General features: G+C 64.7%; 20 protein-coding genes and 2 tRNA genes. 10 read left to right on the top strand and 12 right to left on the bottom strand.

Going from position 1 to position 26,081, the window contains the following annotated elements:
- The first annotated feature begins 167 nt into the window (after nucleotides 1-167).
- Complete coding sequence (locus I6F16_RS21645) at nucleotides 168-1,550, top strand: nodulation protein NfeD (protein WP_225113087.1); 1,383 nt, start codon at nucleotides 168-170, stop codon at nucleotides 1,548-1,550.
- Nucleotides 1,547-2,308 carry a slipin family protein gene (locus tag I6F16_RS21640; protein ID WP_225113088.1) on the top strand — a complete coding sequence of 254 codons (762 nt, stop codon included), beginning with the start codon at nucleotides 1,547-1,549 and terminating at the stop codon, nucleotides 2,306-2,308. Before I6F16_RS21645 ends, I6F16_RS21640 begins: the two co-directional genes overlap by 4 nt.
- Before the next feature lie 156 nt (nucleotides 2,309-2,464).
- Here the strand turns inward: I6F16_RS21640 and glnA are convergent, their stop codons facing one another.
- Both glnA and I6F16_RS21630 read right to left on the bottom strand, forming a co-directional pair.
- Nucleotides 2,465-3,874 (bottom strand): type I glutamate--ammonia ligase, encoded by a 1,410-nt coding sequence (gene glnA, locus I6F16_RS21635; protein ID WP_036010292.1) that lies wholly within the window; start codon nucleotides 3,872-3,874, stop codon nucleotides 2,465-2,467.
- A gap of 153 nt (nucleotides 3,875-4,027) precedes the next feature.
- The gene (locus I6F16_RS21630; protein WP_007603495.1) at nucleotides 4,028-4,366 is read right to left on the bottom strand and encodes a P-II family nitrogen regulator; all 339 of its coding nucleotides are present in this window, start codon (nucleotides 4,364-4,366) and stop codon (nucleotides 4,028-4,030) included.
- Between the two features lie 381 nt (nucleotides 4,367-4,747).
- Between I6F16_RS21630 and I6F16_RS21625 the strand changes: the two genes are divergently transcribed.
- The gene (locus I6F16_RS21625) at nucleotides 4,748-6,247 is read left to right on the top strand and encodes an NAD(P)H-hydrate dehydratase (protein WP_225113089.1); all 1,500 of its coding nucleotides are present in this window, start codon (nucleotides 4,748-4,750) and stop codon (nucleotides 6,245-6,247) included.
- A 4-nt stretch (nucleotides 6,248-6,251) separates the two neighbouring features.
- On the opposite strand, the gene I6F16_RS21620 is transcribed toward I6F16_RS21625, so the two are convergent.
- The gene (locus tag I6F16_RS21620; RefSeq protein ID WP_225173984.1) at nucleotides 6,252-7,553 is read right to left on the bottom strand and encodes a multicopper oxidase domain-containing protein; all 1,302 of its coding nucleotides are present in this window, start codon (nucleotides 7,551-7,553) and stop codon (nucleotides 6,252-6,254) included.
- 154 nt (nucleotides 7,554-7,707) lie between these two features.
- On the opposite strand from I6F16_RS21620, the gene I6F16_RS21615 reads away from it, so the two are divergent.
- The 3 genes from I6F16_RS21615 (at nucleotide 7,708) to I6F16_RS21605 (ending at nucleotide 10,246) form a co-directional block, all read left to right on the top strand.
- A tRNA-Leu gene (locus I6F16_RS21615) sits at nucleotides 7,708-7,792 on the top strand.
- Between the two features lie 174 nt (nucleotides 7,793-7,966).
- Entirely contained in the window at nucleotides 7,967-9,328 is a 1,362-nt protein-coding gene (gene tig / locus I6F16_RS21610; RefSeq protein WP_225113091.1) for a trigger factor, read from the top strand.
- A gap of 282 nt (nucleotides 9,329-9,610) precedes the next feature.
- The gene (locus tag I6F16_RS21605) at nucleotides 9,611-10,246 is read left to right on the top strand and encodes an ATP-dependent Clp protease proteolytic subunit (protein ID WP_025036638.1); all 636 of its coding nucleotides are present in this window, start codon (nucleotides 9,611-9,613) and stop codon (nucleotides 10,244-10,246) included.
- 62 nt (nucleotides 10,247-10,308) lie between these two features.
- Here the strand turns inward: I6F16_RS21605 and I6F16_RS21600 are convergent, their stop codons facing one another.
- Nucleotides 10,309-10,515, bottom strand: a complete 207-nt coding sequence (locus tag I6F16_RS21600) for a hypothetical protein (RefSeq protein WP_141697650.1) — start codon at nucleotides 10,513-10,515, stop codon at nucleotides 10,309-10,311.
- Between the two features lie 182 nt (nucleotides 10,516-10,697).
- Here I6F16_RS21600 and clpX point away from each other — a divergent pair, with 182 nt between their 5' ends.
- From clpX to I6F16_RS21585, 3 genes are all read left to right on the top strand, one after another.
- Nucleotides 10,698-11,969, top strand: a complete 1,272-nt coding sequence (gene clpX, locus I6F16_RS21595; RefSeq protein ID WP_008547851.1) for an ATP-dependent Clp protease ATP-binding subunit ClpX — start codon at nucleotides 10,698-10,700, stop codon at nucleotides 11,967-11,969.
- A 320-nt stretch (nucleotides 11,970-12,289) separates the two neighbouring features.
- A complete protein-coding gene (gene lon, locus I6F16_RS21590) occupies nucleotides 12,290-14,713 on the top strand; it encodes an endopeptidase La (RefSeq protein WP_036010279.1) in 2,424 nt (807 codons plus the stop codon).
- 72 nt (nucleotides 14,714-14,785) lie between these two features.
- A complete protein-coding gene (locus tag I6F16_RS21585; RefSeq protein ID WP_036010277.1) occupies nucleotides 14,786-15,190 on the top strand; it encodes a GFA family protein in 405 nt (134 codons plus the stop codon).
- 120 nt (nucleotides 15,191-15,310) lie between these two features.
- Here I6F16_RS21585 and I6F16_RS21580 read toward each other — a convergent pair.
- The 3 genes from I6F16_RS21580 to I6F16_RS21570 all read right to left on the bottom strand — a co-directional run bounded on the left by I6F16_RS21580 (nucleotide 15,311) and on the right by I6F16_RS21570 (nucleotide 17,692).
- A tRNA-Val gene (locus tag I6F16_RS21580) sits at nucleotides 15,311-15,387 on the bottom strand.
- A 193-nt stretch (nucleotides 15,388-15,580) separates the two neighbouring features.
- Nucleotides 15,581-15,943, bottom strand: a complete 363-nt coding sequence (locus I6F16_RS21575) for a hypothetical protein (RefSeq protein ID WP_051057016.1) — start codon at nucleotides 15,941-15,943, stop codon at nucleotides 15,581-15,583.
- A gap of 234 nt (nucleotides 15,944-16,177) precedes the next feature.
- Entirely contained in the window at nucleotides 16,178-17,692 is a 1,515-nt protein-coding gene (locus tag I6F16_RS21570) for an autotransporter domain-containing protein (RefSeq protein WP_225173983.1), read from the bottom strand.
- Between the two features lie 495 nt (nucleotides 17,693-18,187).
- Between I6F16_RS21570 and I6F16_RS21565 the strand changes: the two genes are divergently transcribed.
- Nucleotides 18,188-19,048, top strand: a complete 861-nt coding sequence (locus I6F16_RS21565) for a methyltransferase domain-containing protein (RefSeq protein ID WP_225113093.1) — start codon at nucleotides 18,188-18,190, stop codon at nucleotides 19,046-19,048.
- 123 nt (nucleotides 19,049-19,171) lie between these two features.
- On the opposite strand, the gene I6F16_RS21560 is transcribed toward I6F16_RS21565, so the two are convergent.
- The 5 genes from I6F16_RS21560 to I6F16_RS21540 are packed head-to-tail and all read right to left on the bottom strand — an operon-like array spanning nucleotide 19,172 to nucleotide 26,041.
- Nucleotides 19,172-20,152, bottom strand: coding sequence for a cation diffusion facilitator family transporter (locus I6F16_RS21560; protein WP_036010229.1), 981 nt, complete (start codon nucleotides 20,150-20,152; stop codon nucleotides 19,172-19,174).
- A 2-nt stretch (nucleotides 20,153-20,154) separates the two neighbouring features.
- Nucleotides 20,155-23,373: a CusA/CzcA family heavy metal efflux RND transporter gene (locus I6F16_RS21555; protein WP_036010226.1), complete on the bottom strand. Its 3,219-nt coding sequence runs from the start codon at nucleotides 23,371-23,373 to the stop codon at nucleotides 20,155-20,157.
- Nucleotides 23,366-24,352: a divalent metal ion exporter adaptor subunit IhpB gene (gene ihpB, locus I6F16_RS21550; RefSeq protein ID WP_036010224.1), complete on the bottom strand. Its 987-nt coding sequence runs from the start codon at nucleotides 24,350-24,352 to the stop codon at nucleotides 23,366-23,368. The genes I6F16_RS21555 and ihpB overlap by 8 nt, the downstream gene beginning before the upstream one ends.
- Nucleotides 24,349-25,623, bottom strand: coding sequence for a divalent metal ion exporter subunit IhpA (gene ihpA / locus I6F16_RS21545; RefSeq protein WP_036010223.1), 1,275 nt, complete (start codon nucleotides 25,621-25,623; stop codon nucleotides 24,349-24,351). Before ihpA ends, ihpB begins: the two co-directional genes overlap by 4 nt.
- Nucleotides 25,624-25,678: 55 nt before the next feature.
- A complete protein-coding gene (locus tag I6F16_RS21540; protein WP_225113094.1) occupies nucleotides 25,679-26,041 on the bottom strand; it encodes a hypothetical protein in 363 nt (120 codons plus the stop codon).
- Nucleotides 26,042-26,081 lie beyond the last annotated feature (40 nt).

Raw genomic sequence — 26,081 nt, 5'->3', positions numbered from 1 at the left:
CGTGAGTCCTGGAATTTTCGGTTCAACGTACGCTCGCCGAGGCCGAGCGCATCGGCAATCCTGCATGGGCATTCCCATTGCGTTGCACAATCGCAACGTTGATCTCCACGCGCAGCATTGAGGTTCATGAGAAGAATTACCATATGCTCTGCAAGGGAGCCCGTGCCGTGCAGACCATGAAGGCGGCCCTCGTTGCGGCGATCACCGTCGTGGCTTTGATCTGCTGCCTCCTTCCCAGCTCAGCGGAGGAGAGCAAGCGCGTAGCCCTTGTTGTTTCGATCGACGGGGCGATTGGCCCGGCGTCAGCCAGCTACGTCCGGGAGGCTTTGGCCACGGCGAGCGAACGGCGCGCCGAGGTCGTGCTTCTGAGGATGAACACGCCCGGCGGGCTCAATTCCAGCATGCGCGAGATCATCGCGGATGTGCTCGCCTCGCCCGTCCCTGTCATTGGCTACGTCGCTCCCTCCGGCGCCCACGCGGCGAGTGCGGGGACCTATATCCTTTACGCGACCCACATCGCGGCGATGGCACCAGGTACCAACATCGGTGCAGCGACGCCGGTCCAGATTGGCGGGCCGCTGCCGGGCCTGCCGAGCGGCACACCCGACAAGGATGGCAAAGACAAGAAGGATGAGCCGAAGGACGCGATGACGGCGAAGGCCACGAACGATGCCGTCGCCTTCATCCGAAGCCTCGCCGAGCTGCGCAACCGCAATGCGGAGTGGGCGGAGAGGGCGGTCCGCGAGGCCGCAACACTCTCCGCCAACGGCGCGCTGGAGGCACATGCCATCGATCTCGTCGCGCGCGATCAGGCTGAATTGCTGCGGCAGGTTGATGGCCGTGTGGTGGAGCTCGCAGGCGGCAGGACGCGACGCCTCGCAACAAAGGATGCTGTCGTCGAAGCCATCGAGCCCGGACGGATATCCCGGTTCCTGGCGGTCATCACCAACCCGAACGTGGCGTTCATTCTCCTGATGGTCGGCATCTACGGCCTGATCTTCGAGTTCATGTCTCCCGGAGCCGTCGCCCCCGGAGTTATCGGCGCGATCTGCCTGCTGATCGGCCTCTACGCGCTCAATTTGCTGCCGATCAACTATGCCGGCCTCGCCCTGATGCTGGTGGGACTCGTGCTTCTCACCGTCGAAGCCTTCAACCCGACCGTGGTGGTCGGCTTCGGCGGGATCATCGCTTTCGTGCTGGGAGCAATGATGCTCTTCAGGAGCGAGGCGCCTGGATACCAACTGTCCTGGTGGGTGATCGGCACCGCTGCGGTCGTGTTCAGCGGCTTTGCTCTGATCGTGCTCGGCTCGCTTCGGCGCGTCCGCAAAGCTCCTGCGCTGGTCGGCGCACAGGCCATGCGCGGCTTGCCCGCCGAGGTTCTCGACTGGAACGGGAACGAAGGTCATGTCTTCGCCCATGGTGAGCGCTGGCAGGCGCGCGGCGCCGAAACCTTCAAGCCCGGAGAGACGGTGGAGGTCGCCAATGTCGTCGACCTGACGCTGCTGATACGCCGCACACCCGCCCGGACAGGCGAGGGAGGTACATCATGACGCTGGAATATCTGACGTATGCGGCGCTTGCGCTGCTTGTCATCGTGTTTCTATCGCAGGCCATTCGAATCCTGCGCGAATACGAGCGCGGCGTCGTCTTCACGCTCGGCCGCTTTACCGGTGTGAAGGGCCCGGGCCTGATACTCCTCATCCCGATCGTGCAGCAACTCGTCAAGGTCGATCTGCGGGTGATGGTGCAGGTGGTGCCGCCGCAGGACGTGATTTCGCGGGACAACGTCTCCGTCAAGGTCAACGCCGTCCTGTACTTCCGCATCGTCGACCCCGAGCGCGCCATCATCAAGGTCGGCGACTACATGGCGGCGACCAGCCAGCTCGCCCAGACCACGTTGCGTTCGGTGCTCGGCAAGCATGAGCTCGACGAGATGCTTGCCGAGCGCGACAGGTTGAACGCCGATATCCAGGAGATCCTCGACAAGCAGACTGACGTCTGGGGCATCAAGGTCACCGGCATAGAGATCAAGGACGTCGATATCAACGAAACCATGGTTCGCGCGATCGCCAAACAGGCCGAGGCGGAGCGCTTGCGGCGAGCCAAGGTGATCAATGCGATGGGCGAGCAGCAGGCCGCCGAAAAGCTCGTCGAAGCCGGCCGGACCCTGGCGCAAGAGCCTCAGGCAATGCAGCTGCGTTACTTCGCAGCTCTGCACGACATCGCCGGTGAACGCTCGTCAACCGTGGTGTTTCCGCTCCCCACCGGCCTGCTCGACCATTTGATGCCGCGACCTGACAACCCGTAACAGAAAGCGGCGAGGTGCTGATCGCGAGCGGGCGCCACGGCTCCGGCCGAGCTGCAGCGGGCGTTCACGGCGACGTGGTAGCTGTCGAGCCTCCTCAAACGAAAAGGCGCCTCCTTCCGGAAGCGCCTTTTGCATGTCGCGGATGGTTCAGGCCGATCAGCCCGAATAGTACATGTCGAACTCGACCGGGTGCGGGGTCATCTCGAAGCGCTCGACCTCGGTCATCTTCAGCTCGATATAGGCGTCGATGAAGTCATCGTCGAACACGCCGCCGGCCTTGAGGAAGGCGCGGTCCTTGTCGAGGTTTTCGAGCGCCTCGCGAAGCGAGCCGCACACGGTCGGGATCTGCTTCAGCTCTTCCTTCGGCAAATCGTAGAGGTCCTTGTCCATCGCCGGACCCGGATCCATCTTGTTCTTGATGCCGTCGAGGCCGGCCATCAGCATCGCGGCGAAACCGAGATAGGGATTGGCGAGCGGATCGGGGAAGCGCACCTCGACGCGCTTGGCCTTCGGCGAAGCGGTGTAGGGGATGCGGCACGACGCCGAGCGGTTGCGCGCGGAATAGGCGAGCAGCACGGGGGCTTCATAGCCCGGGACCAGACGCTTGTAGGAGTTGGTCGACGGGTTGGTGAAGGCGTTGATCGCCTTGGCGTGCTTGATGATGCCGCCGATATAGTGGAGGCAGGTCTCCGACAGGTCGGCGTACTTGTTGCCGGCGAACACCGGCTTGCCGTCCTTCCAGATCGACTGGTGCACGTGCATGCCCGAGCCGTTGTCGCCGTAGACCGGCTTCGGCATGAAGGTGGCGGTCTTGCCGTAGATGTGCGCGACCTGGTGGATGCAGTATTTGTAGATCTGGATGTGGTCGGCCATCAGCGTCAGCGTGTCGAACTTCATGCCGAGCTCGTGCTGGGCGGAAGCGACCTCGTGGTGATGCTTCTCGACCTTGACGCCCATCTTGGCCATGGCGCCGAGCATTTCCGAGCGCATGTCCTGCACGGAGTCCTGCGGCGGAACCGGGAAATAGCCGCCCTTGGTGCGGACGCGGTGGCCGAGATTGCCGCCTTCATATTCGGTGTCGGAGTTGGTCGGCAACTCCGAGGAGTCGAGGCGGAAACCGGTGTTGTAGGGGGTGGAGGAGAAGCGCACGTCGTCGAACACGAAGAACTCGGCTTCGGGGCCGACGAACACGGCGTCGCCCACGCCCATCGACTTCACCATCGCCTCGGCCTTCTTGGCGATGCCGCGGGGGTCGCGGTTATAGGGCTCGCCGGTGGTCGGCTCGAGCACGTCGCAGGTGATGACCATGGTGGTCTCGGCGAAGAACGGGTCGATCGTCGCGGTCACCGGATCGGGCATCAGGCACATGTCGGACTCGTTGATCGCCTTCCAGCCGGCAATCGAGGAGCCGTCGAACATCGTCCCTTCGGCGAAGATGTCTTCATCGATCATGCTGACGTCGAACGTGACGTGCTGCCACTTGCCGCGCGGATCGGTGAAGCGCAGGTCGACGTACTTCACGTCGTTGTCCTTGATCGATTTCAGGACGTCTTTGGCGGTCTTCATGCATACCCCTTATGGCTCTGCGGGTCGGTTTCCAGGTGAGCAAGATTGTTCTCGCTTTTGGCGAGTTCGCGCGCGACCGCACAAACGAAATCAGGCCGCCGAAGCAGCCTTATTTCTTGTCAGAGTGTCGCAAAATGCGGGATAGCACCCGGTTCAGATAGCGTCCAGCCCGGATTCGCCGGTTCGGATGCGGATCGCCTCTTCGATGTTGGAGACGAAAATCTTGCCGTCGCCGATGCGGCCGGTCTGCGCGGCGCGGCGGATCGCGTCGATGGCCCGCTCGACCAGATCGTCGCCGATCACGATCTCGATTTTGACCTTCGGCAGGAAGTCGACGATGTATTCTGCGCCGCGGTAAAGTTCGGCGTGACCCTTCTGCCGGCCAAAGCCCTTGGCCTCGGTGACGGTGATGCCCTGCAGACCGACTTCTTGAAGCGCTTCCTTCACCTCGTCGAGCTTGAATGGCTTGATGATGGCTTCGATTTTCTTCACTGCGCGACTCCCGGCCTTTCGATCCAATAGCAACGTCTTCGTCAGGACGCGCATTTCTCAACGCACGATCTTGTCTTCTCTGTGCCGGGATCCCTGACCCGTCCGGCAACAACGGCCGGCCACGCCCTTCAAGATGTCAGTGAGCACGACGAACCGAAGCGGCTTCCTCGAAAGCAGGGTCTATGCCAAGTTGCAAATGCCCTGATTATCGGAGCGTTATCAGCCTTTTAACGAGCATCTCTGAGTGATGGTGCCGACCTGCACAAAATACCGAAGACCGCAAAATAGGCAAACGGTTCAATATATGTGCATTTCGACGTTCCCACCGCCGGATCGGCGCAAAAGATGCCTGTTCAAGAGGCGTTTGTACTAGGAAGTGGCATGGAAGTTCTGACCAACGCCGAAATGCAGCGAGCCGACCAGCTTGCCATCGCGGCCGGCACGCCCGGTTTCAAGCTGATGCTCAGCGCCGGCCAGGCGGTCGCCGAGGCCGCCCATGCGCTGGTGGAGGAGGGGCCGATCCTGATCGTCGCCGGCCCCGGCAACAATGGCGGGGACGGTTTCGTGGCCGCGGCCGAGCTCGCCGCGCAGGGGCGCGAGGTCTCGGTGATCCTGATGTGCGAGCGGGACCAGCTCCAGGGCGATGCCGCCTCGGCCGCGCGCGGCTGGAAGCACCCGGTGCTGCCGTTCAACCCGCAGGCGATCGGCAGGCCTGCGCTGATCATCGATGCGCTGTTCGGCGCCGGCCTCAGCCGCACCGTGGATGGCGAAGCGCGCGCCATGATCGAGGCGATCAACGCCAACGGTGCCCCGGTGCTGGCGGTCGACCTGCCGAGCGGCATCAACGGCACCAGCGCGGCCGTGATGGGCGTGGCGGTGAACGCCACCGAGAGCGTCACCTTCTTCCGCAAGAAGCCGGCGCATCTGCTGTTGCCCGGGCGCATGCATTGCGGCCGCGTGCGCGTTGCCGACATCGGCATCGATGCGCAGGTGCTGGAGGAGATCGCGCCGCAGACCTTCGAGAACGATCCGGATCTCTGGGGCGCGGCCTTTCCGGTGCCGCGCATCGATGGCCACAAATTTGCGCGCGGTCACGTGCTCGCGGTCTCGGGCGATGCAGCCGCGACCGGCGCGGCACGGCTCGCCGCGCGCGGCGCGCTGCGCGCCGGCGCGGGCCTCGTGACGCTGGCGAGCCCGCGCGATGCGCTCGCGATCAATGCTGCCGCGCTCACCGCGGTGATGGTGCGCCCCGTCGATACCGCGGTCGAGTTCGGCGAGCTGCTCGGCGACAAACGCTACAACACCTGCATCATCGGCCCCGGTGCGGGCATCGGTGAGCGCACCTGCGATCTCGTCCACACCGCGCTTACCGCGCAGCGGCATCTGGTGCTCGATGCGGATGCGCTGACCAGCTTTGCCGCAACCCCCGAGCGCCTGTTCGAATCGATCAAGTCCTCGCAGGACAATGCGGTGGTGCTGACCCCGCACGAAGGCGAGTTTCCGCGCCTGTTCTCCGACCTCAGCAACAAGCATCCCGGCCGCTCCAAGCTCGAGCGCGTCCGCGCCGCCGCCGAGCGCTGCGGCGCCGTCGTGCTGCTGAAGGGCCCGGACACCACAATCGCCGCCCCCGACGGCCGCGCCACCATCGCCGCCAATGCGCCACCCTGGCTCGCCACGGCCGGCGCCGGCGACGTGCTGTCCGGGATAATCGCCGGGCTCCTGGCGCAAGGCGTGCCGGCGTTCGAGGCCGCCAGCATCGGCGTCTGGATGCACGGCGAGGCGGGAAGCGAAGCTGGGCCGGGTCTGATCGCGGAGGATCTGACCGAGACGCTGCCGGCCGTGCACCGGCGGATCTATGACGCGCTGGGCATCGAATACTGAACGTTCACTCCACCCCGTACCAGCGCACCAGCCGCGGCGCGGCCCAGTCGGTCACGACGGATTCGATCAGCCAGCGTCCGGGCGAGGTCGCGGCGAACGCGATGCGCTGGGTCTGGCCAGGCTCGATCGCGAGCGTGTCGAGCCAATAGGGCTTCCAGCCGTCGTCGAGCTTGTCGAGCAGCCGGAAATGGTGGCCGTGCAGGTGAAACACGGTGGTGACCGGGGCGGGGTTCTGCAGCGCCAGCACCACGGTGCGGCCGGTCTTGGCGCGGAAGGCAGGGGCGGAGGCGGTGGAGAAGGTCGCGGGCCGTGCCCAGCCGGCATCGGCCGTACCGAGCGCGACATCGAACCGCAGGGCGGCTCGTAGATCGAGCTTCTCGGGCAGATCATTCGGCGGGAGCGGCTGCGGCGGCGGCAGCGGAGCGCGCTCCAGCTTCCCGGAGACAGTCAGGTGTCCGACCTGGCGCACCGCCTTGCCGTCATGCAGCATAAACGGGGCCGAACTGGCCGCATCCACGAAAGCGTCGGCCCGCGCACCCGGGGCCAGCACCAACGCGCCGTTGCGCGCGGGGAACGGCTCGGCCGGCTGGCCGTCGAGGGCCATCACACGGACTTCGTGGTTTTCCAATTTGATTGCGAGAACAGAGCGTTGCGAGCCGTTGATGAAGCGTAGCCGCAGCCGCTCGCCCGCCGAAGCTGAGAGTTCGAATGAAGTCTTGCCGTTGATTGTGTAAAGCGGCGTCGTGTCCTTCGGGTCCTGGCCCGGCGGGACCGCGGTGCCATCCGGCCGCAGGCGCCATTCCTGGATCAGCAGGAGCTCATCACGATCGACGGCGACCGGGCCGGTTTCGGCCACGATGATCGGAAGCGCGCGTGCGGGCTGCTGCAGGCGGTGCTCGAAGAGGCGGAAGTCGGCCAGCAGGGTGCCTGCATTAGGCACTGAAATAATTGATGTTTCTGTCGCATCCGGCGCTGCCGGGGCGCGGCCGCGGAGCGGGTCGGCGGCCATCGGCGCGTGGAGGCTGTACCAGACTGGCGCAATCGGCACAGGGAGGTTGTTGCTGAAGACCACCTGGCAGCGGTCGAAACGCTTGAGACGCACGTCTCTGAGGTGGCTTACGGTGGCCAGCTCCCAGATTGGTGTAGCCGGCTGACCCGGTCTCAAAGCCAGCGTTGCCGGTCTCGCCTGCAGCGCGAGCTGGGCCGTGACGGATGGGCCTGCACCGCCCACGATCAGCCCGGCTGCCGAGGCCCCTAAGCCGGCCAAAACCTCGCGCCGATGGGGAGCATGGATCCGCGTTGTCATGGCACGATCCGGACCACGCCGTGCTGGATAAGTCCAGCCGCAGTGCCTACTTGAAGCTTGCCTCCATCAGGCCATTTTTTTGCTGCGAACAGTCAGGCACATGCTATAAGCCCGGCCGCCCGCGGCATCGCGGCCGGTCTTGATGCGAATTCACGCGGGCGTGGCGGAACTGGTAGACGCGCTGGATTTAGGTTCCAGTGACGAAAGTTGTGGGGGTTCGAGTCCCTCCGCCCGCACCAAGCGCTTATCGCGTTTGCACGGATTACGAGGCCTGCTTCCGCGCGGATGATCATCCGCCTGGAGCGGGTCCGATGAACCACCGGCGTGGAGGCGTTTGCCTCGCGCCGGATCGATTAACGACAGCGTCCCGACGCGCGACGTGCCGGGGCCGAACGAAAAGAAGATTGGACGCCATGCAGGTCACAGAAACCCTCTCGGAAGGTTTGAAGCACGAGTTCAAGATCAGCGTTCCCGCGTCTGATCTCGACGCCAAGGCCGGCGCCAAGCTCGTCGACCTCAAGGACAAGGTCCGTATCAACGGCTTCCGTCCGGGCAAGGTGCCGGTCGCGCACCTGAAGAAGGTCTATGGTCGCTCGGTCATGGCCGAGACCATCGACCAGACCATCCGCGACACCAACACGCAGCTGTTCTCCGAGCGCGGCTTTCGCCTTGCGACCGAGCCGAAAATCACCATGCCGAGCGAACAGGCCGAGGTCGAGGAACTGCTGAGCGGCAAGACGGATTTGACCTACACGGTCGCCATCGAAGTAGTGCCGGCGATCGCGCTCGCCGACTTCAAGAGCTTCCAGGTCGAGAAGCCAGTTGCTGATGTCACCGACGCCGATGTCGACGAGGCGATCAAGCGCATCGCCGATTCCAACCGCACCTATGCCGCCAAGGGCGAGGGCACCAAGGCTGAGTCGGGCGACCGCGTTACCATCAACTTCACGGGCCGCATCAACGGCGAAATCTTCGAAGGCGGCACCGGCGAGGGCATCCAGGTCCTGATCGGCTCCAACACCTTCATTCCGGGCTTCGAGGAGCAGCTCATCGGCATCGGCGCGGGTGAGACGCGCACGCTGAAGGTGTCGTTCCCGAAGAACTACATGAACGACAAGCTCGCCGGCCAGCCGGCGGAGTTCGAGACCACCGCGACCCTGATCGAGGCGCCGCAGGACCTTGCGATCGACGACGAGTTCGCCAAGTCGCTCGGCCTGGAATCGCTGGACAAGCTCAAAGAGGCCGCGCGCGAGCGCCTCGTTGCCGAGTTCGCCACCGCCACGCGCCAGCGCGTCAAGCGCGCGCTGCTCGACCGCCTCGACGAGGCGCATCGCTTCGAGGCGCCGCCCTCGCTGGTGGACGAGGAGTTCAATCTGATGTGGAACTCGGTCAAGGCCGAGATGGACTCCGCCGGCAAGACCTTTGCCGACGAGGACACCACCGAGGACAAGGCGAAGGAGGAGTATCGCAAGATCGCCGATCGCCGCGTGCGGCTTGGCCTGGTGCTCTCCGAGATCGGCGAGAAGAACAAGATCACCGTGACCGATGACGAGGTCGGCCGCGCCGTGATCGAGCGCGCGCGCTCGATGCCCGGCCGCGAAAAGGAGGTCTGGGACTTCTACCGCAACAATGCCCAGGCGTTGGCCCAGCTTCGTGCGCCGATCTACGAGGACAAGGTGGTCGACTTCATCCTCGAGCTCGCCAACGTGACCGAGAAGAAGGTTTCGCGCGAGGACCTCTACAAGGACGACGACGCGGAAAAGACCGCGGCCTGAAGGGTTTGGGATAGCCCGCTATTAAGGATGATGAGCGAAGAGGCCCAGCTAGCCAGGTGGCCGGCTGGGCCTCTTTGTGCGAATCAGCTTCAACTGCCGTCACGGATTAAGCCTTAATGCGCTGCGCACTTGTCAGAAGCGAAATGGGCTATATCTGTCGCTACGCCTTTCTACTTCTTACCCAAGTTCCTGCATCACAGGACGTCCATTCGCCTTCCGGCAAATCCAGCCAAGCTGGCAAGCCTGCCCGGCGATGTCCGTCTCCGAAACCCTAGGTGACTCATGCGCGATCCGGTTGAAACCTACATGAACCTCGTGCCCATGGTGGTCGAGCAGACCAACCGTGGCGAGCGCGCCTACGACATTTTCTCGCGCCTCTTGAAGGAGCGCATCATCTTCGTGACCGGCCCGGTCGAGGACGGCATGTCGACGCTGATCGTCGCGCAGCTCTTGTTCCTCGAGGCGGAAAATCCGAAGAAGGAAATCTCGATGTACATCAACTCGCCGGGCGGCGTGGTGACGTCGGGCCTTGCGATCTACGACACCATGCAGTTCATCCGCCCGCCGGTCTCGACCCTGTGCACCGGTCAGGCGGCTTCGATGGGCTCGCTGCTGCTTTGCGCCGGCGAGAAGGACATGCGCTTCTCGCTGCCGAACGCGCGCATCATGGTGCACCAGCCCTCCGGCGGCTTCCAGGGCCAGGCAACCGACATCATGCTGCACGCCCAGGAGATCCTGAACCTGAAGAAGCGGCTCAACGAGATCTACGTCAAGCACACCGGCCAGACCTACAAGTCGATCGAGGATGCGCTGGAACGCGATAAGTTCCTCACTGCGAACGACGCCAAGGAGTTCGGCTTGGTCGACAAGGTGATCGATAAGCGCGCCGAGGAGCCGGCGCCGGCGAAGGCCCCGTAGCACTACTGAAGCGTCACGACGAGCCCTCGGTTTGCCGTGGACCCCTCAGGGCAGCGTTCACGTTAGGTGCGCGTGCGCACGGCGCAAAACGCGGTTTTGCGCCCTGCGACAAGCAGAAAGTTCCGCTTTCGTGCTTGTTTTTCGTGGCAATCCAGCAACGCCGGGGTGTTTTCCATCACTTCGCCCGTGCCAAGACCGGAAATCACGGTATTGTCACGGGTAGCCGGCGACCCCCGATTAGCGAATTCTTGATAGTCGGGTGACAGCATGGTTGGCTACGATTGATCGGCTATGATCGCGGGAGAATCGAGCCACCGTGATTCGCACGGAATGTAGTAAAGCGTAGGATCTTTTTTGGTACGGAATTTGCTCTACTTAAGCTTCATGCCGACCATCGTGTCGGAATGGAGCGATCGAGCGGAACGGGATCGAACCGCGGACGGAGATATGAATGAGTAAGGTCGGCACGAGCGACTCCAAGAACACGCTATATTGCTCGTTCTGCGGCAAGAGCCAGCACGAAGTCCGCAAACTGATCGCGGGTCCCACGGTCTTCATCTGCGACGAGTGCGTCGAGCTCTGCATGGACATCATCCGCGAGGAGAACAAATCCTCGCTGGTCAAGTCGCGCGACGGTATTCCGACGCCGAAGGAAATCTGCAAGGTGCTGGACGATTACGTCATCGGCCAGAGCCATGCGAAGAAGGTCCTGTCGGTCGCGGTGCACAACCACTACAAGCGCCTCAACCATCAGACCAAGCACAACGACGTCGAGCTCGCGAAGTCGAACATCCTGCTGATCGGTCCGACCGGCTCGGGCAAGACGCTGCTCGCGCAGACGCTCGCCCGCATCCTGGACGTGCCGTTCACGATGGCCGATGCGACGACGCTGACCGAAGCCGGCTATGTCGGCGAGGACGTCGAGAACATCATCCTGAAGCTGCTCCAGGCCGCCGACTACAACGTCGAGCGCGCCCAGCGCGGCATCGTCTACATCGACGAAATCGACAAGATCAGCCGCAAGTCCGACAACCCCTCGATCACGCGCGACGTGTCGGGTGAGGGCGTGCAGCAGGCGCTGCTCAAGATCATGGAAGGCACGGTGGCTTCGGTCCCGCCGCAGGGCGGCCGCAAGCATCCGCAGCAGGAGTTCCTGCAGGTGGATACCACCAACATCCTGTTCATCTGCGGCGGCGCCTTTGCCGGCCTCGAGAAGATCATCTCGGCGCGCGGTCGGTCGACCTCGATCGGCTTCGGCGCCCAGGTGCTCGCGCCGGAGGATCGCCGGACCGGCGAGATCTTCCGTCACGTCGAGCCTGAGGACCTCCTGAAGTACGGCCTCATCCCCGAGTTCGTCGGTCGTCTGCCGGTCGTGGCGACGCTCGAGGATCTCGACGAGACCTCGCTGAAGAAGATCCTGACGGAGCCGAAGAACGCGCTGGTGAAACAGTACCAGCGGCTGTTCGAGATGGAGAACATCGAGCTGACCTTCGCCGACGAGGCGCTTGGCGCGGTCGCCCGCAAGGCGATCGAGCGCAAGACCGGCGCGCGAGGCCTGCGTTCGATCCTCGAGGCGATCCTGCTCGAGACCATGTTCGACCTGCCGGGCCTGGAAGGTGTGGAAGAAGTCGTGATTTCCCGCGAAGTCGTGGAAGGCACGGCGCGTCCGCTCTACATCTATGCCGATCGGTCCGATCGTGCCGTCGAGAACGCCAGCGCCTGATCTGACGGCGCTGGAAAGCTCCAATCGTCTCCTCGAGTTGGCTGCGGAGCCGTGGTTCCGCAGCCGGTGTTGCGTCGCTTGCCGCGTTGCGTAAGCGCCTGATGGCGCGCGTTTTTCAATGACTTGACACCCCCCGGGTCGATAGCCACCTAATGTCGGCGGCGAGCGAAAATTCTCTTCAAGATTCGCCTCAGTTCCGTTCCGGCGAGCCGGTCCAACTTGTAGAGGACCGACCGGTTCTGCGGATCACCTCGGCACCTTGTGGCGGTTGCGCATGATCGCGGGCTGCGTGCAAGGGGGCAAAGCAAAAGGAAAAGGCCATGACCAATCCAAAACCCCGGCCAACAATCGTTCATGGCGAAGCACACGCCTATCCCGTGCTGCCGCTGCGCGACATCGTCGTCTTCCCGCACATGATCGTTCCGCTCTTCGTCGGTCGCGAGAAGTCGATCCGCGCACTCGAAGAGGTGATGAAGAACGACGCGCTGATCATGCTCGCGACGCAGAAGAACGCGTCCGACGATGATCCGGCGCCCGATGCGATTTACGAGACCGGTACGCTTGCCAGCGTGCTGCAGCTCCTGAAGCTTCCCGATGGCACCGTGAAGGTGCTGGTCGAAGGGCTCGAGCGTGCGCGCGTGGCGAAGTACACCGACCGCGCCGACTATTATGAGGCGACCGCCGTCGCGCTTGCGGACACCGACGCGAAATCGGTCGAGGCGGAAGCGTTGGCGCGCTCGGTCGTGTCCGACTTCGAGAGCTATGTGAAGCTCAACAAGAAGATCTCGGCCGAGGTCGTCGGCGTCGTGCAGGCGATCACCGATTTCGCCAAGCTCGCCGATACGGTCGCCTCGCATCTCGCGGTCAAGATCGCAGATCGCCAGGGCATACTGGAGACGCTGTCGGTCACCACGCGCCTGGAGAAGGTGCTGGGTCTGATGGAGAGCGAGATCTCGGTGCTGCAGGTCGAGAAGCGCATCCGTTCTCGTGTCAAACGACAAATGGAGAAGACCCAGCGCGAGTACTATCTCAACGAGCAGATGAAGGCGATCCAGAAGGAACTCGGCGACGACGACGGTCGCGACGAGCTCGCCGATCTCGAAGAGAAGATCTCGAAGACCAAGCTCTCCAAGGAAGCGCGCGAGAAGGCGCAGCATGAATTGAAGAAGCTGCGCCAGATGTCGCCGATGTCCGCGGAAGCGACCGTCGTGCGCAACTATCTGGATTGGCTACTGTCGATCCCGTGGAACAAGAAGTCTAAGGTGAAGAAGGACCTGGAGCAGGCGCAAGCCATCCTGGACTCCGATCACTATGGGCTGGAGAAGGTCAAGGAGCGTATCGTCGAGTACCTCGCGGTGCAGTCGCGCGCCAACAAGCTGACGGGGCCGATCCTGTGCCTGGTCGGGCCTCCCGGCGTCGGCAAGACCTCGCTCGGCAAGTCGATCGCGAAGGCGACGGGGCGCGAGTTCGTGCGCGTCTCGCTCGGCGGCGTGCGCGACGAGGCCGAGATCCGCGGTCACCGCCGCACCTATATCGGCTCGATGCCCGGCAAGATCATCCAGTCGATGCGCAAGGCGAAGTCGTCCAATCCGCTGTTCCTCTTGGACGAGATCGACAAGATGGGCGCCGATTTCCGCGGCGATCCGTCCTCGGCGCTGCTCGAGGTACTCGACCCCGAGCAGAACGGGACCTTCAACGACCACTATCTCGAGGTCGACTACGATCTGTCCAACGTGATGTTCATCACCACCGCGAATACGCTCAATATTCCGGGGCCCCTGATGGACCGCATGGAGATCATCCGGATCGCGGGCTACACCGAGAACGAGAAGGTCGAGATCTCGCGCAAGCACCTGATCCCGAACGCGGTGTCCAAGCATGGCCTGGACTCCAAGGAGTTCTCGATCGACGACGAGGCGCTGCTGCTTCTGATCCGCCGCTACACCCGCGAAGCGGGCGTGCGTAACCTGGAGCGTGAGCTCTCTACACTGGCCCGCAAGGCGGTGAAGGAGCTGATGATCTCCAAGAAGAAGTCGGTCAAGGTCACCGAGAAGACTCTGGAAGAGTTGCTCGGCGTGCCGAAGTACCGCTTCGGCGAGATCGAGAGCGAGCCGCAGGTCGGTATCGTCACCGGCCTTGCCTGGACCGATGTCGGCGGCGAGCTGCTGACGATCGAAGGCGTCATGATGCCCGGCAAGGGCAAGATGACGGTCACGGGCAATCTGCGCGACGTCATGAAGGAGTCGATCTCCGCGGCGGCGTCCTACGTCCGCTCGCGCGCGATCAACTACGGCGTCGAGCCGCCGCTGTTCGACAAGCGCGACATCCACGTGCACGTGCCGGAAGGGGCGACGCCGAAGGATGGCCCGTCCGCAGGTGTTGCGATGGCCACCGCGATCATCTCGGTCATGACCGGCATCCCGGTCCGCCATGATGTCGCGATGACCGGCGAGATCACGCTGCGCGGCCGCGTGCTGCCGATCGGCGGCCTCAAGGAGAAGCTGCTGGCTGCGGCCCGCGGCGGCATCAAGACGGTGCTGATCCCCGAGGACAACGCCAAGGATCTCACGGAGATTTCCGATGCGATCAAGGGCGGCATGGAGATCATCCCGGTCTCGCGCCTCGATGACGTCGTCGCCAAGGCGCTGGTGAAGAAGCCTACGCCGATCGTCTGGGAAGAGGACACCAAGGTGACGGTGAAGCCGGACGGCGATGAAGCCGCCGGCGGCCTGACCGCTCACTGAGATCGCAGCTCGAAAATGATGATAAAACGGCGCCTTCGGGCGCCGTTTTTGTTTGGGGAAGGGGAGGAGGCAATGCACGTCGATGGGCAATGCCATTGCGGGAAGGTCGCGTTCGAGGCCGAGGTCGATCCGGAGGCAGTCTCGGTCTGTCACTGCACCGATTGCCAGACGCTGACCGGCTCGCCGTTCCGCGTGACGGCCATCTGCACCAAGGCCGATGTCCGCCTGACCCGTGGCTCGCCCAAAATCTACGGCAAGCGCGGCGACAACGGCCGGATGCGCTTTCAGCATTTCTGTGCCGATTGCGGTTCCCCGCTGTTCACCAGCGGCGAGGGCGACCAGGCCGACGATTGGGGCATCCGTTGGGGCTCGATCCGCCAGCGGGATGCGCTGCGGCCGGTGAGGCAGATCTGGTGCCAATCGGCAGCGGTGTGGATCGACGCCGTGCCGCTGCTGCCCGGGCGGCCCAGGGATTGAAGTTGGCTGGCCGAGCCCGCCTTCGCCGTTGGGCTTCGGCGCGGCAACCTTCGATCGCTTCGCGCTTACGACCTTGCTGTGCTGGCTTGCCGAGCCGTAGCTCGCGAAGCGAGCGAAGGCTGGTGGGCGGTCACGGATTCGAACCGCGGACCCTCTCGGTGTAAACGAGATGCTCTAACCAGCTGAGCTAACCGCCCAATGGCGCCTCTTTAGCGCCCCGGCGGGGGCCGAAGCAAGGGCCGAGCGCGCCCGACCCGGCTGCAATTGCCGGCCCGGTGAGAGCTTTCATGCCGGACACGGCCAACCCTGCAGCAGGTCCGCTGCAGGGCAATCTTTCTCGCAGCGCGATCTCGACGTAAGGCCGAGGAGCCAGCGATCATGCTGCGGGTGTCAGGCTGTCTTGGTGAACATCGTCAGGACACCGTCGACGATGTTGATCGCGACGACTTGTGCCGAGCTCAAGCCCTTGGCCTTGAGCACGGAGGCGGCCTGCGGTGTGGCGTCGATGGACTGCCGAAGCGACTGGATGTCCGTCTCGCTCGTATGCGCCACGAGTTCATCGACCTTCGCGCGCACGGCCGGCTGCAGTTCCTTGACGTCTACAACCTGTATGCTCCGGATCACAGTGCTGGATTGCGTGGACGATTGCTCCGTGTCGGATTGCGACGATGCGCCCTGTGCCTGCACCAGGGCAGGTGTTCCCAGCGAGAGAGCTGCAACGAGGACGGATGCCGTGAAGCTGCGCATGGTCATGCCTTTTCCAGTTTGAGGAAGCGCGAACCTAGCGCGGAAATCTGGTTGGCATCTGATTCCGATGTGGCCGTTCGGTGAAACAATGCGGCCGCAATGCGCGCGGATGAGACGCTTGCGTCGGGTCCGGAGCCCAAAGCGCAACTCTGTTCCAGACTTTCATATTGACCGAATGCAGAAAGCAAAAGCCCCGGACGAACCGGAGCTTTGCCTTAGCGACGACCAGCAGTGGGGTGATCAGTACTTCGCCACGACGGGGCCTCCGCCCCAGTTGAAGCGATAGACCAGCTGGCTGCGAACGGCGTGAACCCATTTCTCGGAATCGATCGACGCTCCAACGGACAGACCCGTTGCCGTGTCGCGGACGGCGTTCGTTGCGGTGTCGAATTCAGAGAACCGATATTCGGTCTTCCAGAACAAGCCCGGCACGATCTTCAGCGCGTGTTCTTCGCCGGCGCCGATGAACCAGCCCCTGTAGGTACGCTTGTCCATGAACACGCCGCTTGGTCTTCCGAACGGCGCAGCGTTGAGGGTGAAATCGGTACGGTCAAAGCTGGCTTCGGTATAGCCGACTGAGAAATAGGTTAGGAGGCTCGGGGTCGCCAGCCAGCCGAGCCGGCCGCCGCCCGCCCAGGCCGAGCTCATCTTCTCTTCGCCCACGATCCCGAAGCGAGGCGGGCTGAGCTGGCCCTTGAGGCTGCCGATATCGTAGTCGCCGAATGCGCCGACGACGAAGGCCGCGCCCGCTGCCGCAAACTGGTAGTCGCAGCCGCCCTGCACAGTCCCGAAGAAGCCGCGGCCTCCGGTCGTTGCTGTATCGCTGAAGCGGGTTCTGGTGGGACCATCGATGTAGGTCGTGCTGTCCTGATTCCAGAGCCCATAGCCTCCGCCGCCGCCGACGTGGCAGCCGGTCCAATTCGTGAGCGGCGTGGGGGCCGGAGGCGCCTTCAGATAGGCAGGGGACGTCACATCGGCGGCGGGGCCGCTCGAATTGAAGCGGTAGACCAACTCGCTGCGGACAGTGTGGACGTACTTCTTCGAATCCTCGGAAAAGCCGATCGGCAATCCGCTCGCCGTATCCCGGATCGGATTTGTGCCGACATTGAAGTCGGAGAAGCGGTATTCCGTTTTCCAGAAGAGACCCGGCAGGAAGCCCAGCGCATATTCGGCGCCGGAGCCGATGAACCAGCCATCGTAGGTTCGCTTGTCCTGATAGAGGCCGGCCGCAACTCCGAAGGGCGGAAAGTTCAGATTGAAGTTCGTGCGGTCGAAAGTCGCTTCGGTGTAACCCGCCGAGACATAGGTCAGCAGGCTAGGCGTCGCCAGCCAGCCGAGACGGCCGCCGACCGCCCAGGCCGAGCTCATTTTCTCGTCGCCAACCATCGAGAAGCCGGAGGGAGTGAGCCGCCCGGTTAGACTGGCGAAATCATAATCACCGAAGGCGCCGATCACGAAGCGCTCGCTGGCCGCCGCAAACTGATAGTCGCATCCCGCCTGTACCGTCCCGAAGTACCCGCGGCCACCGGTGGTGATCGTATCGGCATTCTGAAAGCGGAGCGGACCGTCGACAAAAGTCGAATTTTCCTGATTCCACATGCCGTAGCCGCCGCCGCCCGCGACATAGCAGCCGGTCCAGTTGACGAAAGCTGCGGCGACAGCCGGTGGCTTGGCGTATTTGCGCGGAAGGTCGGCTGCCAATGCTGATCCGGAAAACGTCACCAATGCCACGAGGGCGGGCGCAACCTGCTTCATTCCAAACATTCCCATCCCACCAGACCGCGGCCAAGCGACCCCTCGCCAAGCCACAATCGACTCCTCGGACAAACATACGAAGTTTGATTCAGAATGCTGTTGCAGGAAGGCTACAATCGCGGAAAGTGTGCGGCTCGCCTGTGCATATCCAGCCGCGAGCCGGGCTTTTCGCGACACCGCGTTTCTGGTGTCGGTCTCGTGGGAGCAGAGGGTGCGAGCCTTGGCCCTTCGAAGGGACCGGATGGCGTCCAGCAGAACCTCTTTGCTAGCAGAGGGTTCTGACGGTTCGACGCGTGCAGTCCAGGGCTGCGGACATCGACAGCTTTCCGAAAGTCAGTCTCTGATCGGACGCGGCCCGGACGGGCCGGTACGCGCCGACGCGGCAATCCGTCGCGCGACCTCCAAGGCGCTCTCACACGTGCCTGACGTTAGGGCGCCCGCTTTTCGACCGAACAGGCTTCTATGATAGAGCAAGAATAGATGATGGAGCCTTGAATGGAACGACCCGCCGGGCACGCAGAGAACGCCGACCAGATCGCCTATTGGAACGGGCCGAGCGGGCAGCGCTGGGCCGATCGCCACGCGGCGCAGGAGAAGCTGCTCGGCCCTATTGCCGACGTGTTGATCGACCGCGCCAAGCCGAAGCCGGGCCAGCGCGTTCTGGATGTCGGCTGCGGCTCCGGCGCGACGACGTTGGCCTTCGCAAAGGCGGTGGCGCCCGATGGCTTCGCGCTTGGCCTCGACGTCTCCGAGCCGATGCTGGCGCAGGCGCGGGCGCTCGCGCCGAAGGGCCTGCCGCTCGACTTCGTGCTGGCGGATGCGACCGTTTATCCGTTCGAACCGGCGAGCTTCGATCTGCTCGCTTCACGCTTCGGCGTGATGTTCTTCGCCGATCCCATCGCGTCCTTCGCCAATCTGCGTCGCGCGCTGAAGCCGGCCGGCCGGCTCGCCTTCGCCTGCTGGCGGGAGCCGAAGGAAAATCCGTGGGCGATGACGCCGCTGATGGCGGTCTACAAGCACGTGCCCAAGATGCCGCCGGTTGGGCCGGAGGAGCCGGGCCCGTTCGCCTTTGCTTCGGAAGAGCGCGTCATGCGCATCCTGAAAGGCGCAGGATTCGCGGACGTCGCGATGGAGCCGCACAATCTGTCGATGGACATTGCTATCGGCGGCGGGCTCGAGGCCGCCGTCGACGGCTCTCTCCAGATCGGTCCCGCCAGCCGCGCACTCCAGGGCCATCCGCCCGAGACTTATGAAGCTGCCAAGGCTTCGATCCGCGAGGCGCTCGCGCCGTTCCTGAAGGAGCAGAGCGTGGCGCTCCAGGGCGCGATCTGGATCGTGACGGCGAAGGCGGGCTAGGGCGCAGCGCTCTCCACCGTCATTGCGAGCGAAGCGAAGCAATCCAGAATCCCTCCGCGGAGACAATCTAGATTGCTTCGTCGCAACGGCTCCTCGCAATGACGATGCGGAGGCAGAGTCGCCTCACACCACATCATCCGGCGCGAGCGCGCAGCCGTTGTCGGGATGCGTCTCGACCTGGAGCGTGGTGTGGCCGATGCGGAAGGATGTCTTGAGGAGCTCCGTCGTCTGCATCAGGAATGCGTCGTCGCTGCCTGCGGGCATAACGAGGTGGCAGGTCAGCGCCGTCTCGGTGGTCGAGATTGGCCAGACGTGGAGATCGTGAATCGCCGAGACGCCCGGTCGCGCCAGCAGGAACGCCCTGATTGCGGCGAGGTCGGTACCCTTGGGCGCGGCCGCCATCGACATGTCGATGGAGCCGCGCAAGAGGCTGGTCGTGCTCCAGAGGATGGTGGCGCAGATGATGAGGCTGGTGATGGGATCGAGCCAGAGCCAGCCGGTCCAGATGATCAGCGCGGCCGAGACCACGACGCCGAGCGAGACCGCGGCGTCGGCGGCCATGTGCAGATACGCGCCTTCGATGTTGATGTCGTCCTTGCGTCCGCCAGCGAACAGCAGGGCGGTAAAACCATTGATGAGGATGCCGATGCCGGCGACCACCATCACGGTGACGCCTGCGACCGGCTCCGGCTCGCGCAGGCGCAGGATCGCCTCCCAGCCGATCGCGCCGGTCGCGACCAGCAGGAACACCGCATTGGCCAGCGCCGCCAGGATGGTGGAGGCGCGAAAGCCGTAGGTGAAGCGGCCTTTGGGCGCGCGGCGGGCTGCGATCGAGGCGCCCCAGGCGATGACGAGGCCGAGCACGTCCGACAAATTATGGCCGGCATCGGCGAGCAGCGCGGTGGAGTTGCCGACATAGCCGTAAACCGCCTCGGCCACGACGAGCGCGGTGTTGAGCGTAATGCCGAGCGCGAACGCCTTGCCGAAACTGGCGGGCGCGTGGACATGGCCGTGTCCATGACCATGATCGTGTGTATGGCCATGCGCATGCGAGTGGCCCGCATGATCATGGTCGTGATGACCGTGGTGGTCGTGGCTGCCCAAATCTAGCGCTCCGCAGACGCCGCCAAATCAGGGGCCATTGTAGGCGTTTCCTTCGCCACGTCACGGCGGAACAGCACGTAGAGCGCCGGCAGCACCAGCAGCGTCAGGACGGTCGAGGAGAGAATGCCGCCGATCACCACGGTTGCGAGCGGCCGCTGCACCTCGGCCCCGGCGCCGGTGGCGAGCGCCATCGGCACGAAGCCGAGCGAGGCGACGAGCGCCGTCATCAACACCGGGCGCAGCCGTGTCAGCGCGCCTTCGCGCACGGCGTCCGCGACCGAGCGTCCCTCGCTGCGCAGACGCTCGATGAAGGCGATGATGACGAGGCCATTGAGAACGGCAACGCCGGATAGCGCGATGAAGCCGACGCCGGCGCTGATGGATAGCGGAATGTCGCGCAGCAGCAGCGCCGCGACGCCGCCGGTCAGCGCCAGCGGCACGCCGGAGAACACCAGCGCCGCATCCGCCGCCGATCCCATGCCCATGAACAGCAGCAGGAACACCAAGAGCAGCGCCACCGGAACCACGATCGTCAACCGCTTGGTGGCCGAGACCAGCTGCTCGAACTGGCCGCCCCAGCCGATCCAGTAACCCGGCGGCAGCTTGACTTTCTCGGCAACGGCCGCCTCGGCCTCCGCGACGAAAGAGCCGAGGTCGCGCGCACGGACATTGGCCGTGACGACGATGCGCCGCTTGCCGTTCTCGCGGCTGATCTGGTTCGGCCCCGGCGTCGCATCCACGGTGGCGACCGATGACAGCGGCACGTAGCGCATCTGGGTGAGGGGCGAGTTGGCCAGCGCCGTTCGAACGGCGCTGCCGGTTGCCGCGTCCTCGGCGGGCGGCAGCGGGATCGGGATCGCCCGGATCGCCTCGAGATTGCCGCGCAGGTGCTCCGGCAGGCGCACCACGATGTCGAAGCGGCGATCGCCTTCGAACAGCTTGCCGGCCGACTTGCCGCCGACCGCGATCTCGACGATGCCCTGCACCTCGGCGACGCTGAGGCCGTAGCGGGCAAGCGCCTGGCGATCGAGGCGCACGGTGAGGATCGGCAAGCCCGAGACCTGCTCGATCTTGACGTCGCTGGCGCCGCGGATGCCGCGGATCGCGGCCTCCACCTGCTTGGCGGCGCCTTGCAGGATGTCGAGGTCGTCGCCGAAGATCTTGACGCCGACATCGGTGCGGACGCCCGAGATCAGCTCGTTGACGCGGAACTGGATCGGCTGGGAGATTTCGTATGCGCTGCCGGGAATCTCGTCTGCAGCATGCTCGATGGCCTCGACCACCTCCGATTTCGACTTGCCCGGATCGGGCCATTCGGCACGCGGCTTCAGCATGACATAGCCATCGGTCTGCGCCGGCGACATCGGGTCGGTGGCGATCTCCGCGGTGCCGATGCGGGTGAAGAACTCCTTCACCTCCGGAATCTGCATGATGCGCTTTTCCAGCGCCTTCTGCAGGTCCAGCGACTGCGTGAGGCTGGTACCTGGAATCCGGATCGAGGCCAGCGCGACGTCCCCTTCGTCGAGACTCGGAATGAACTCGCCGCCCATGCGCGAGGCGGCGATGCCGCTCGCGGTCACGATGAGCGCGGCGGACAGGGCGACGGCGAGCCGGTTATCGATGGCAAAGCGGAGCAGGGGGAGATAGGCGCGCTTCGCCGCGCGCATGAATAGGTTTTCGTGCTCGGACACCTTGCCGGTGACGAAGATGGCGACGGCCGCCGGCACGAAGGTGATGGAGAACAGCACGGCCGCGCCCAGCGCCATCAGCACCGTCAGCGCCATCGGCGTGAACATCTTGCCCTCGACGCCGGTCAGCGTCAGCACGGGCAAATAGACCACGGCGATGATCAGCGTTCCGAACAGGCTCGGCTTGATGACCTCACTTGACCCGCGCAGGATCGCGCGCAGCCGTTCGGGCGTCGTCAGCAGCCCGCCTTTCTCGCGCTGAGCCACCGCCAGCATGCGCAGGCAGTTCTCGACGATGATCACGGCGCCGTCGACGATGATGCCGAAGTCGATCGCCCCCAAGCTCATCAGGTTGGCGCTCACCTTGGTCTCGACCATGCCGGTGATCGTCAACGCCATGGACAGCGGAATGACGCAGGCCGTGACCAGCGCGGCGCGGAAGTTGCCGAGGATCAGGAACAGCACGGCGACCACCAGCGCCGCGCCTTCCAGCAGGTTGTTCCGGACGGTGCGGATGGTGGCTTCGACGAGATCGGTGCGGTCGTAGACGGTCCGCGTCACGACGCCCTCGGGCAGCGATTTGGCGATGTCCTCCAGACGGGCTGCGACGCGGCGGGCCACGGTCCGGCTGTTCTCGCCGATCAGCAGCATGGCGGTGCCGAGCACGGTCTCCTCGCCGTTCCAGGTCGCAGCGCCCGTGCGCAAATCGCGCCCCTCGGTGACAGCAGCGACGTCCCTGATCCTGACCGGATTGCCGCCGCGCGAGCCGATGACGATGTCCTGGATTTCGCTGACAGTGCCGACCTGGCCCGGCGAGCGAACCAAATATTGCTCGCCGTTGCGCTCGATATAGCCGGCCCCGACATTGGCGTTGTTGGCGGCGAGCGCGGTCATCACGTCGCGGAAGCCGAGCCGGTAGGCCATCAGCTTGCCGGGATCCGGCAGCACGTGGAATTGCCGCTCGAAGCCGCCGATCGTGTTGACTTCGATCACGCCCGGCACGTTGCGAAGCTGCGGTCGGATGATCCAGTCCTGCACGGTGCGCAAGTCGGTCAGCGAATAGTCGCGGTCGCCCTGCGTCTTCGCGCCCGCCTTGGCCTCGAGGGTGTACATGAAGATTTCGCCGAGGCCGGTCGAGATGGGACTCATCGCGACCTCGACACCCGCCGGCAGCTGGTCTTTCACCTGCTGGATGCGCTCGCCGACGAGCTGCCGGGCGAAGTAGATGTCGGTGCCGTCCTTGAAGACGACCGTGACCTGGCTGAGGCCGTAGCGCGACAGCGAGCGGGTGTAGTCGAGCTTTGGCAAGCCGCCCATCGCAGTCTCGACCGGGAAGGTGATGCGTTGCTCGGTCTCGAGCGGCGAATAGCCGGGAGCGCGGGTGTTGATCTGGACCTGGACGTTGGTGATATCAGGCACGGCGTCGATCGGCAGGCGCTGGAAATTCCAGGCGCCAAAGGCGACGGCGCCGAGCGCGAGGACGAGGACCAGCCAGCGCTGCTGCAGCGAGACGGCGATGAGACGCTCAATCATGCTCGGCCTCGCCCTTGCCCATCTCCGCCTTCACGACGAAGCTGTTCTCCGCGACGTAATGCTCGCCGGCCGAAAGCCCGGCCTTGATCTCGACATGGCGCGGATCGGAATCGCCTGTTTCGACCGGGCGCGCCTCGATCTTGTCGCCGTCCTCGCGCACGAACACGATGGTCTTGTTCTCCAGCGTCTGGATCGCGCTGCGGCGCACGGCAACCGCGACATTGCGCGCCGCGAGGATCAGCCGCGCCGTGACGAACAGGCCGGGCCGCAGCCGTCCGTCCGGATTTGGCAGCACCACGCGCGCCAGCGCGGTCTGGGTCTCGCTTGAGCCGATCGGTGCGATGTAGGAGATCGTGCCCTTGATCTCGCCGCGGCCGTCGTCGGGATCGATCAGGACCTCGTCGTTGAGGCGGACGCGGCGGAGGTCCTGCCGGTAGATCGACAGGTCGACCCAGATGGTGGAGAGGTCGGCGACCACGAAGGCCGGCTTCTGCTCGGAGGCGTATTCGCCGAGCGAGATCTGCCGCTCGATGATGGTGCCGGCAATCGGCGCCTTCAGCTCGTAGACGGTGAGGCTCTGGTTGCTCTCGATCGCGGCGAGCAGGTCGTCCTTGCCGACCTTGTCGCCGATCCGCTTCTGGATGGATTTGGCGAGGCCCGGAAAGCGCGGCGTCACCTGCACCACGGCTTCCTGGTTGGCGCGCAGGATGCCGTTGAAGGCGAGCGTGTCGGTCAACGTGGCGCTGGCGGCTTCCGCCAGCGTGACGCCCGCGGCCGCCAGCTTGACGTCGGAGATGCGGATGCGGTCGGCGCCGTGCTCGTCCTGCTCGACATGGTCGTTCGGCTTCTTATGTTCGGAATGCTCGGCGTGTTCGCCGTGCTCGGTGTGCGCGAGCTTGTCTGCTGCGAGCAGGGAATAGCCGTAAGCGCCGAGCGCGGCGGCGACGATGGCTACAAGGATGGTGGAGGACGTCTTCATCGCGCGCTCTCCCGGGCCAGCGTAAAGGGATTGCCGACAAGGCCTTCGATGATGGCCACGCCGGCGTGGAAATTCTGCAGCGCCTCCTGCTCGCGCAGCCGCGCCTGGGTGACGCTGGCCTGGGCGTCGAGCACTTCGAGCAGGGTGAAGCGGCCCTGGCCATAGCCTTGCGAAATCGCCTCGGACGCTTCGACGGCCTTGGGAATTGCGGTCTCGCGCAGCACCGCGAGCTCGCGCAGCGATCCCTGCAGCGAGTCATAGGCGCGGCCGGCGATCACGATCAGCGCGTTGCGGTTGGCCTCGCGCTCGGCTTTGGTCTTGGCGAGGCTTTCCTGGGCCGAGAGGATGTTACCCTGGTTCTGGTCGAAGACGGGGATCGGCACGGAGACGGTCAGCCGCGCCGCATCGTCGCCCGTTTCGTTGAAGTGGCGCCAGCCAGCCGCGATCCGCACGTCCGGATAGGGCCTGAGCCGCGCCAGTAGCAGCTCGGCATTGCGCTGGGCGTAGACTGCGGTCCAGCGCACCAGCTGCGGATTGGCGTCGATGGCGGCAACCACGGCCTGGAACGCCGGCGGCCGCCCGGTGGTGTCGAGCCGGCCGGACACCTCGCCGAATTTGGCGGCGGGATCGCCCATCAGCACCGCAAGCTCGCGCCGGGCGCTCGCCAGCGTCGCCTTGAAGCGCTCGCGGTCCGCCTTCACCAGGGCGGAGGCGACCTCGGCGCGGCCGGTCTCGGCCGGCGAGGAGGCACCGGCCTCGACACGGCGGCGCAGAAGCGGCGTCAGGCGGTCGATCGCGGCGATCTGCTCGTCGAGGATCTGGATGCGCCGCTGCGCGCCGAGCACGCTGAGAAAGGCGATCGCGGTCTCCGACAGCACCTCCAGCCTGATCGCCTTGCGCTGGATCGCGGCGACCTCGACGCCGGCTGCGCCTGCGGCAATCCGCGCCTCGCGCTTGCCGAACAGCTCGAAGGCCTGGCTGATCTGGAGCGTGGTCTCCGCCGAGCGCGTTCCGCGATATCTGCCGGAGCCGAATGAATCGTCCTGTTCGTAGGACAGTTCCGGATTGAGCAGGGCGCCCGCCTGGATACGCTGGCCCGTGGCGATGCCGACGTCGCGCTCGGCTGCCGTCAGGCGCGGGCTCGCCGCCAGCGCGCGCGACAGCGCGCTTCGCATCGTTAAAGTCTGGGCGTGAGCCGGTGCAAGCGCCGATGCTGCAATCAGACACGCTGCCGCGCACGCGAGGCGCGCGGCCATTCCCCTGCAAAACATGAAATCGACCTGTGAAGGATGAACCTAATGGGCGCGCCGCGCCCGACCAATCCGTTCAGGCAATAGGTCTGGGAGGGGGAGAGTCGGTATCGGGCACAATTCCGGCGAGGCGGGGGGCCTGTTGCGGGCTCGGTGCCGACACGAGCGCGATCGCCGCGGTCGATGGTGCCGGCTGTGCCACGGTCAGCGAAAAGCAGCCGTGGCAATGATGTCCGCCGATGGTCTTGTGGTCGCCATGGCCGGAGGCGCGATCGAGGACCGCGGCGATCTCCGAACTGCCGCGGGGCGTGGTGATGTCGATGTCGTGCGCGCCGTGCAGAGCGCCCGCGAGCAGATAGACCGCCGCGATCAGCACGGACAGCAGCCCGCGCGGAAAACGCGAGCGGCGGGATCCTGAGGGCTGACGGTTTGCGAGCACGAGTTCACTCTGGTTGCGGTCTGTGCCCGGCCTAGCATGG

The organism is Bradyrhizobium sp. IC4060 (assembly GCF_020193715.1).
Taxonomy (GTDB): Bacteria; Pseudomonadota; Alphaproteobacteria; order Rhizobiales; family Xanthobacteraceae; genus Bradyrhizobium; species Bradyrhizobium yuanmingense.
Note: the sequence above shows the minus strand (reverse complement) of the source record. Positions and strands in the feature narration are given on the sequence as shown.

Coding starts and splice junctions, on each gene's coding strand:
- I6F16_RS21640 (WP_225113088.1), top strand. CDS start 1,547: ATGACGCTGGAATATCTGACGTATGCGGCGCTTGCGCTGCTTGTCATC.
- glnA (WP_036010292.1), bottom strand. CDS start 3,874: ATGAAGACCGCCAAAGACGTCCTGAAATCGATCAAGGACAACGACGTG.
- I6F16_RS21625 (WP_225113089.1), top strand. CDS start 4,748: ATGGAAGTTCTGACCAACGCCGAAATGCAGCGAGCCGACCAGCTTGCC.
- I6F16_RS21620 (WP_225173984.1), bottom strand. CDS start 7,553: ATGACAACGCGGATCCATGCTCCCCATCGGCGCGAGGTTTTGGCCGGC.
- tig (WP_225113091.1), top strand. CDS start 7,967: ATGCAGGTCACAGAAACCCTCTCGGAAGGTTTGAAGCACGAGTTCAAG.
- I6F16_RS21605 (WP_025036638.1), top strand. CDS start 9,611: ATGCGCGATCCGGTTGAAACCTACATGAACCTCGTGCCCATGGTGGTC.
- I6F16_RS21600 (WP_141697650.1), bottom strand. CDS start 10,515: ATGCTGTCACCCGACTATCAAGAATTCGCTAATCGGGGGTCGCCGGCT.
- clpX (WP_008547851.1), top strand. CDS start 10,698: ATGAGTAAGGTCGGCACGAGCGACTCCAAGAACACGCTATATTGCTCG.
- lon (WP_036010279.1), top strand. CDS start 12,290: ATGACCAATCCAAAACCCCGGCCAACAATCGTTCATGGCGAAGCACAC.
- I6F16_RS21585 (WP_036010277.1), top strand. CDS start 14,786: ATGCACGTCGATGGGCAATGCCATTGCGGGAAGGTCGCGTTCGAGGCC.
- I6F16_RS21575 (WP_051057016.1), bottom strand. CDS start 15,943: ATGACCATGCGCAGCTTCACGGCATCCGTCCTCGTTGCAGCTCTCTCG.
- I6F16_RS21570 (WP_225173983.1), bottom strand. CDS start 17,692: ATGAAGCAGGTTGCGCCCGCCCTCGTGGCATTGGTGACGTTTTCCGGA.
- I6F16_RS21565 (WP_225113093.1), top strand. CDS start 18,188: ATGGAACGACCCGCCGGGCACGCAGAGAACGCCGACCAGATCGCCTAT.
- I6F16_RS21555 (WP_036010226.1), bottom strand. CDS start 23,373: ATGATTGAGCGTCTCATCGCCGTCTCGCTGCAGCAGCGCTGGCTGGTC.
- ihpB (WP_036010224.1), bottom strand. CDS start 24,352: ATGAAGACGTCCTCCACCATCCTTGTAGCCATCGTCGCCGCCGCGCTC.
- ihpA (WP_036010223.1), bottom strand. CDS start 25,623: ATGTTTTGCAGGGGAATGGCCGCGCGCCTCGCGTGCGCGGCAGCGTGT.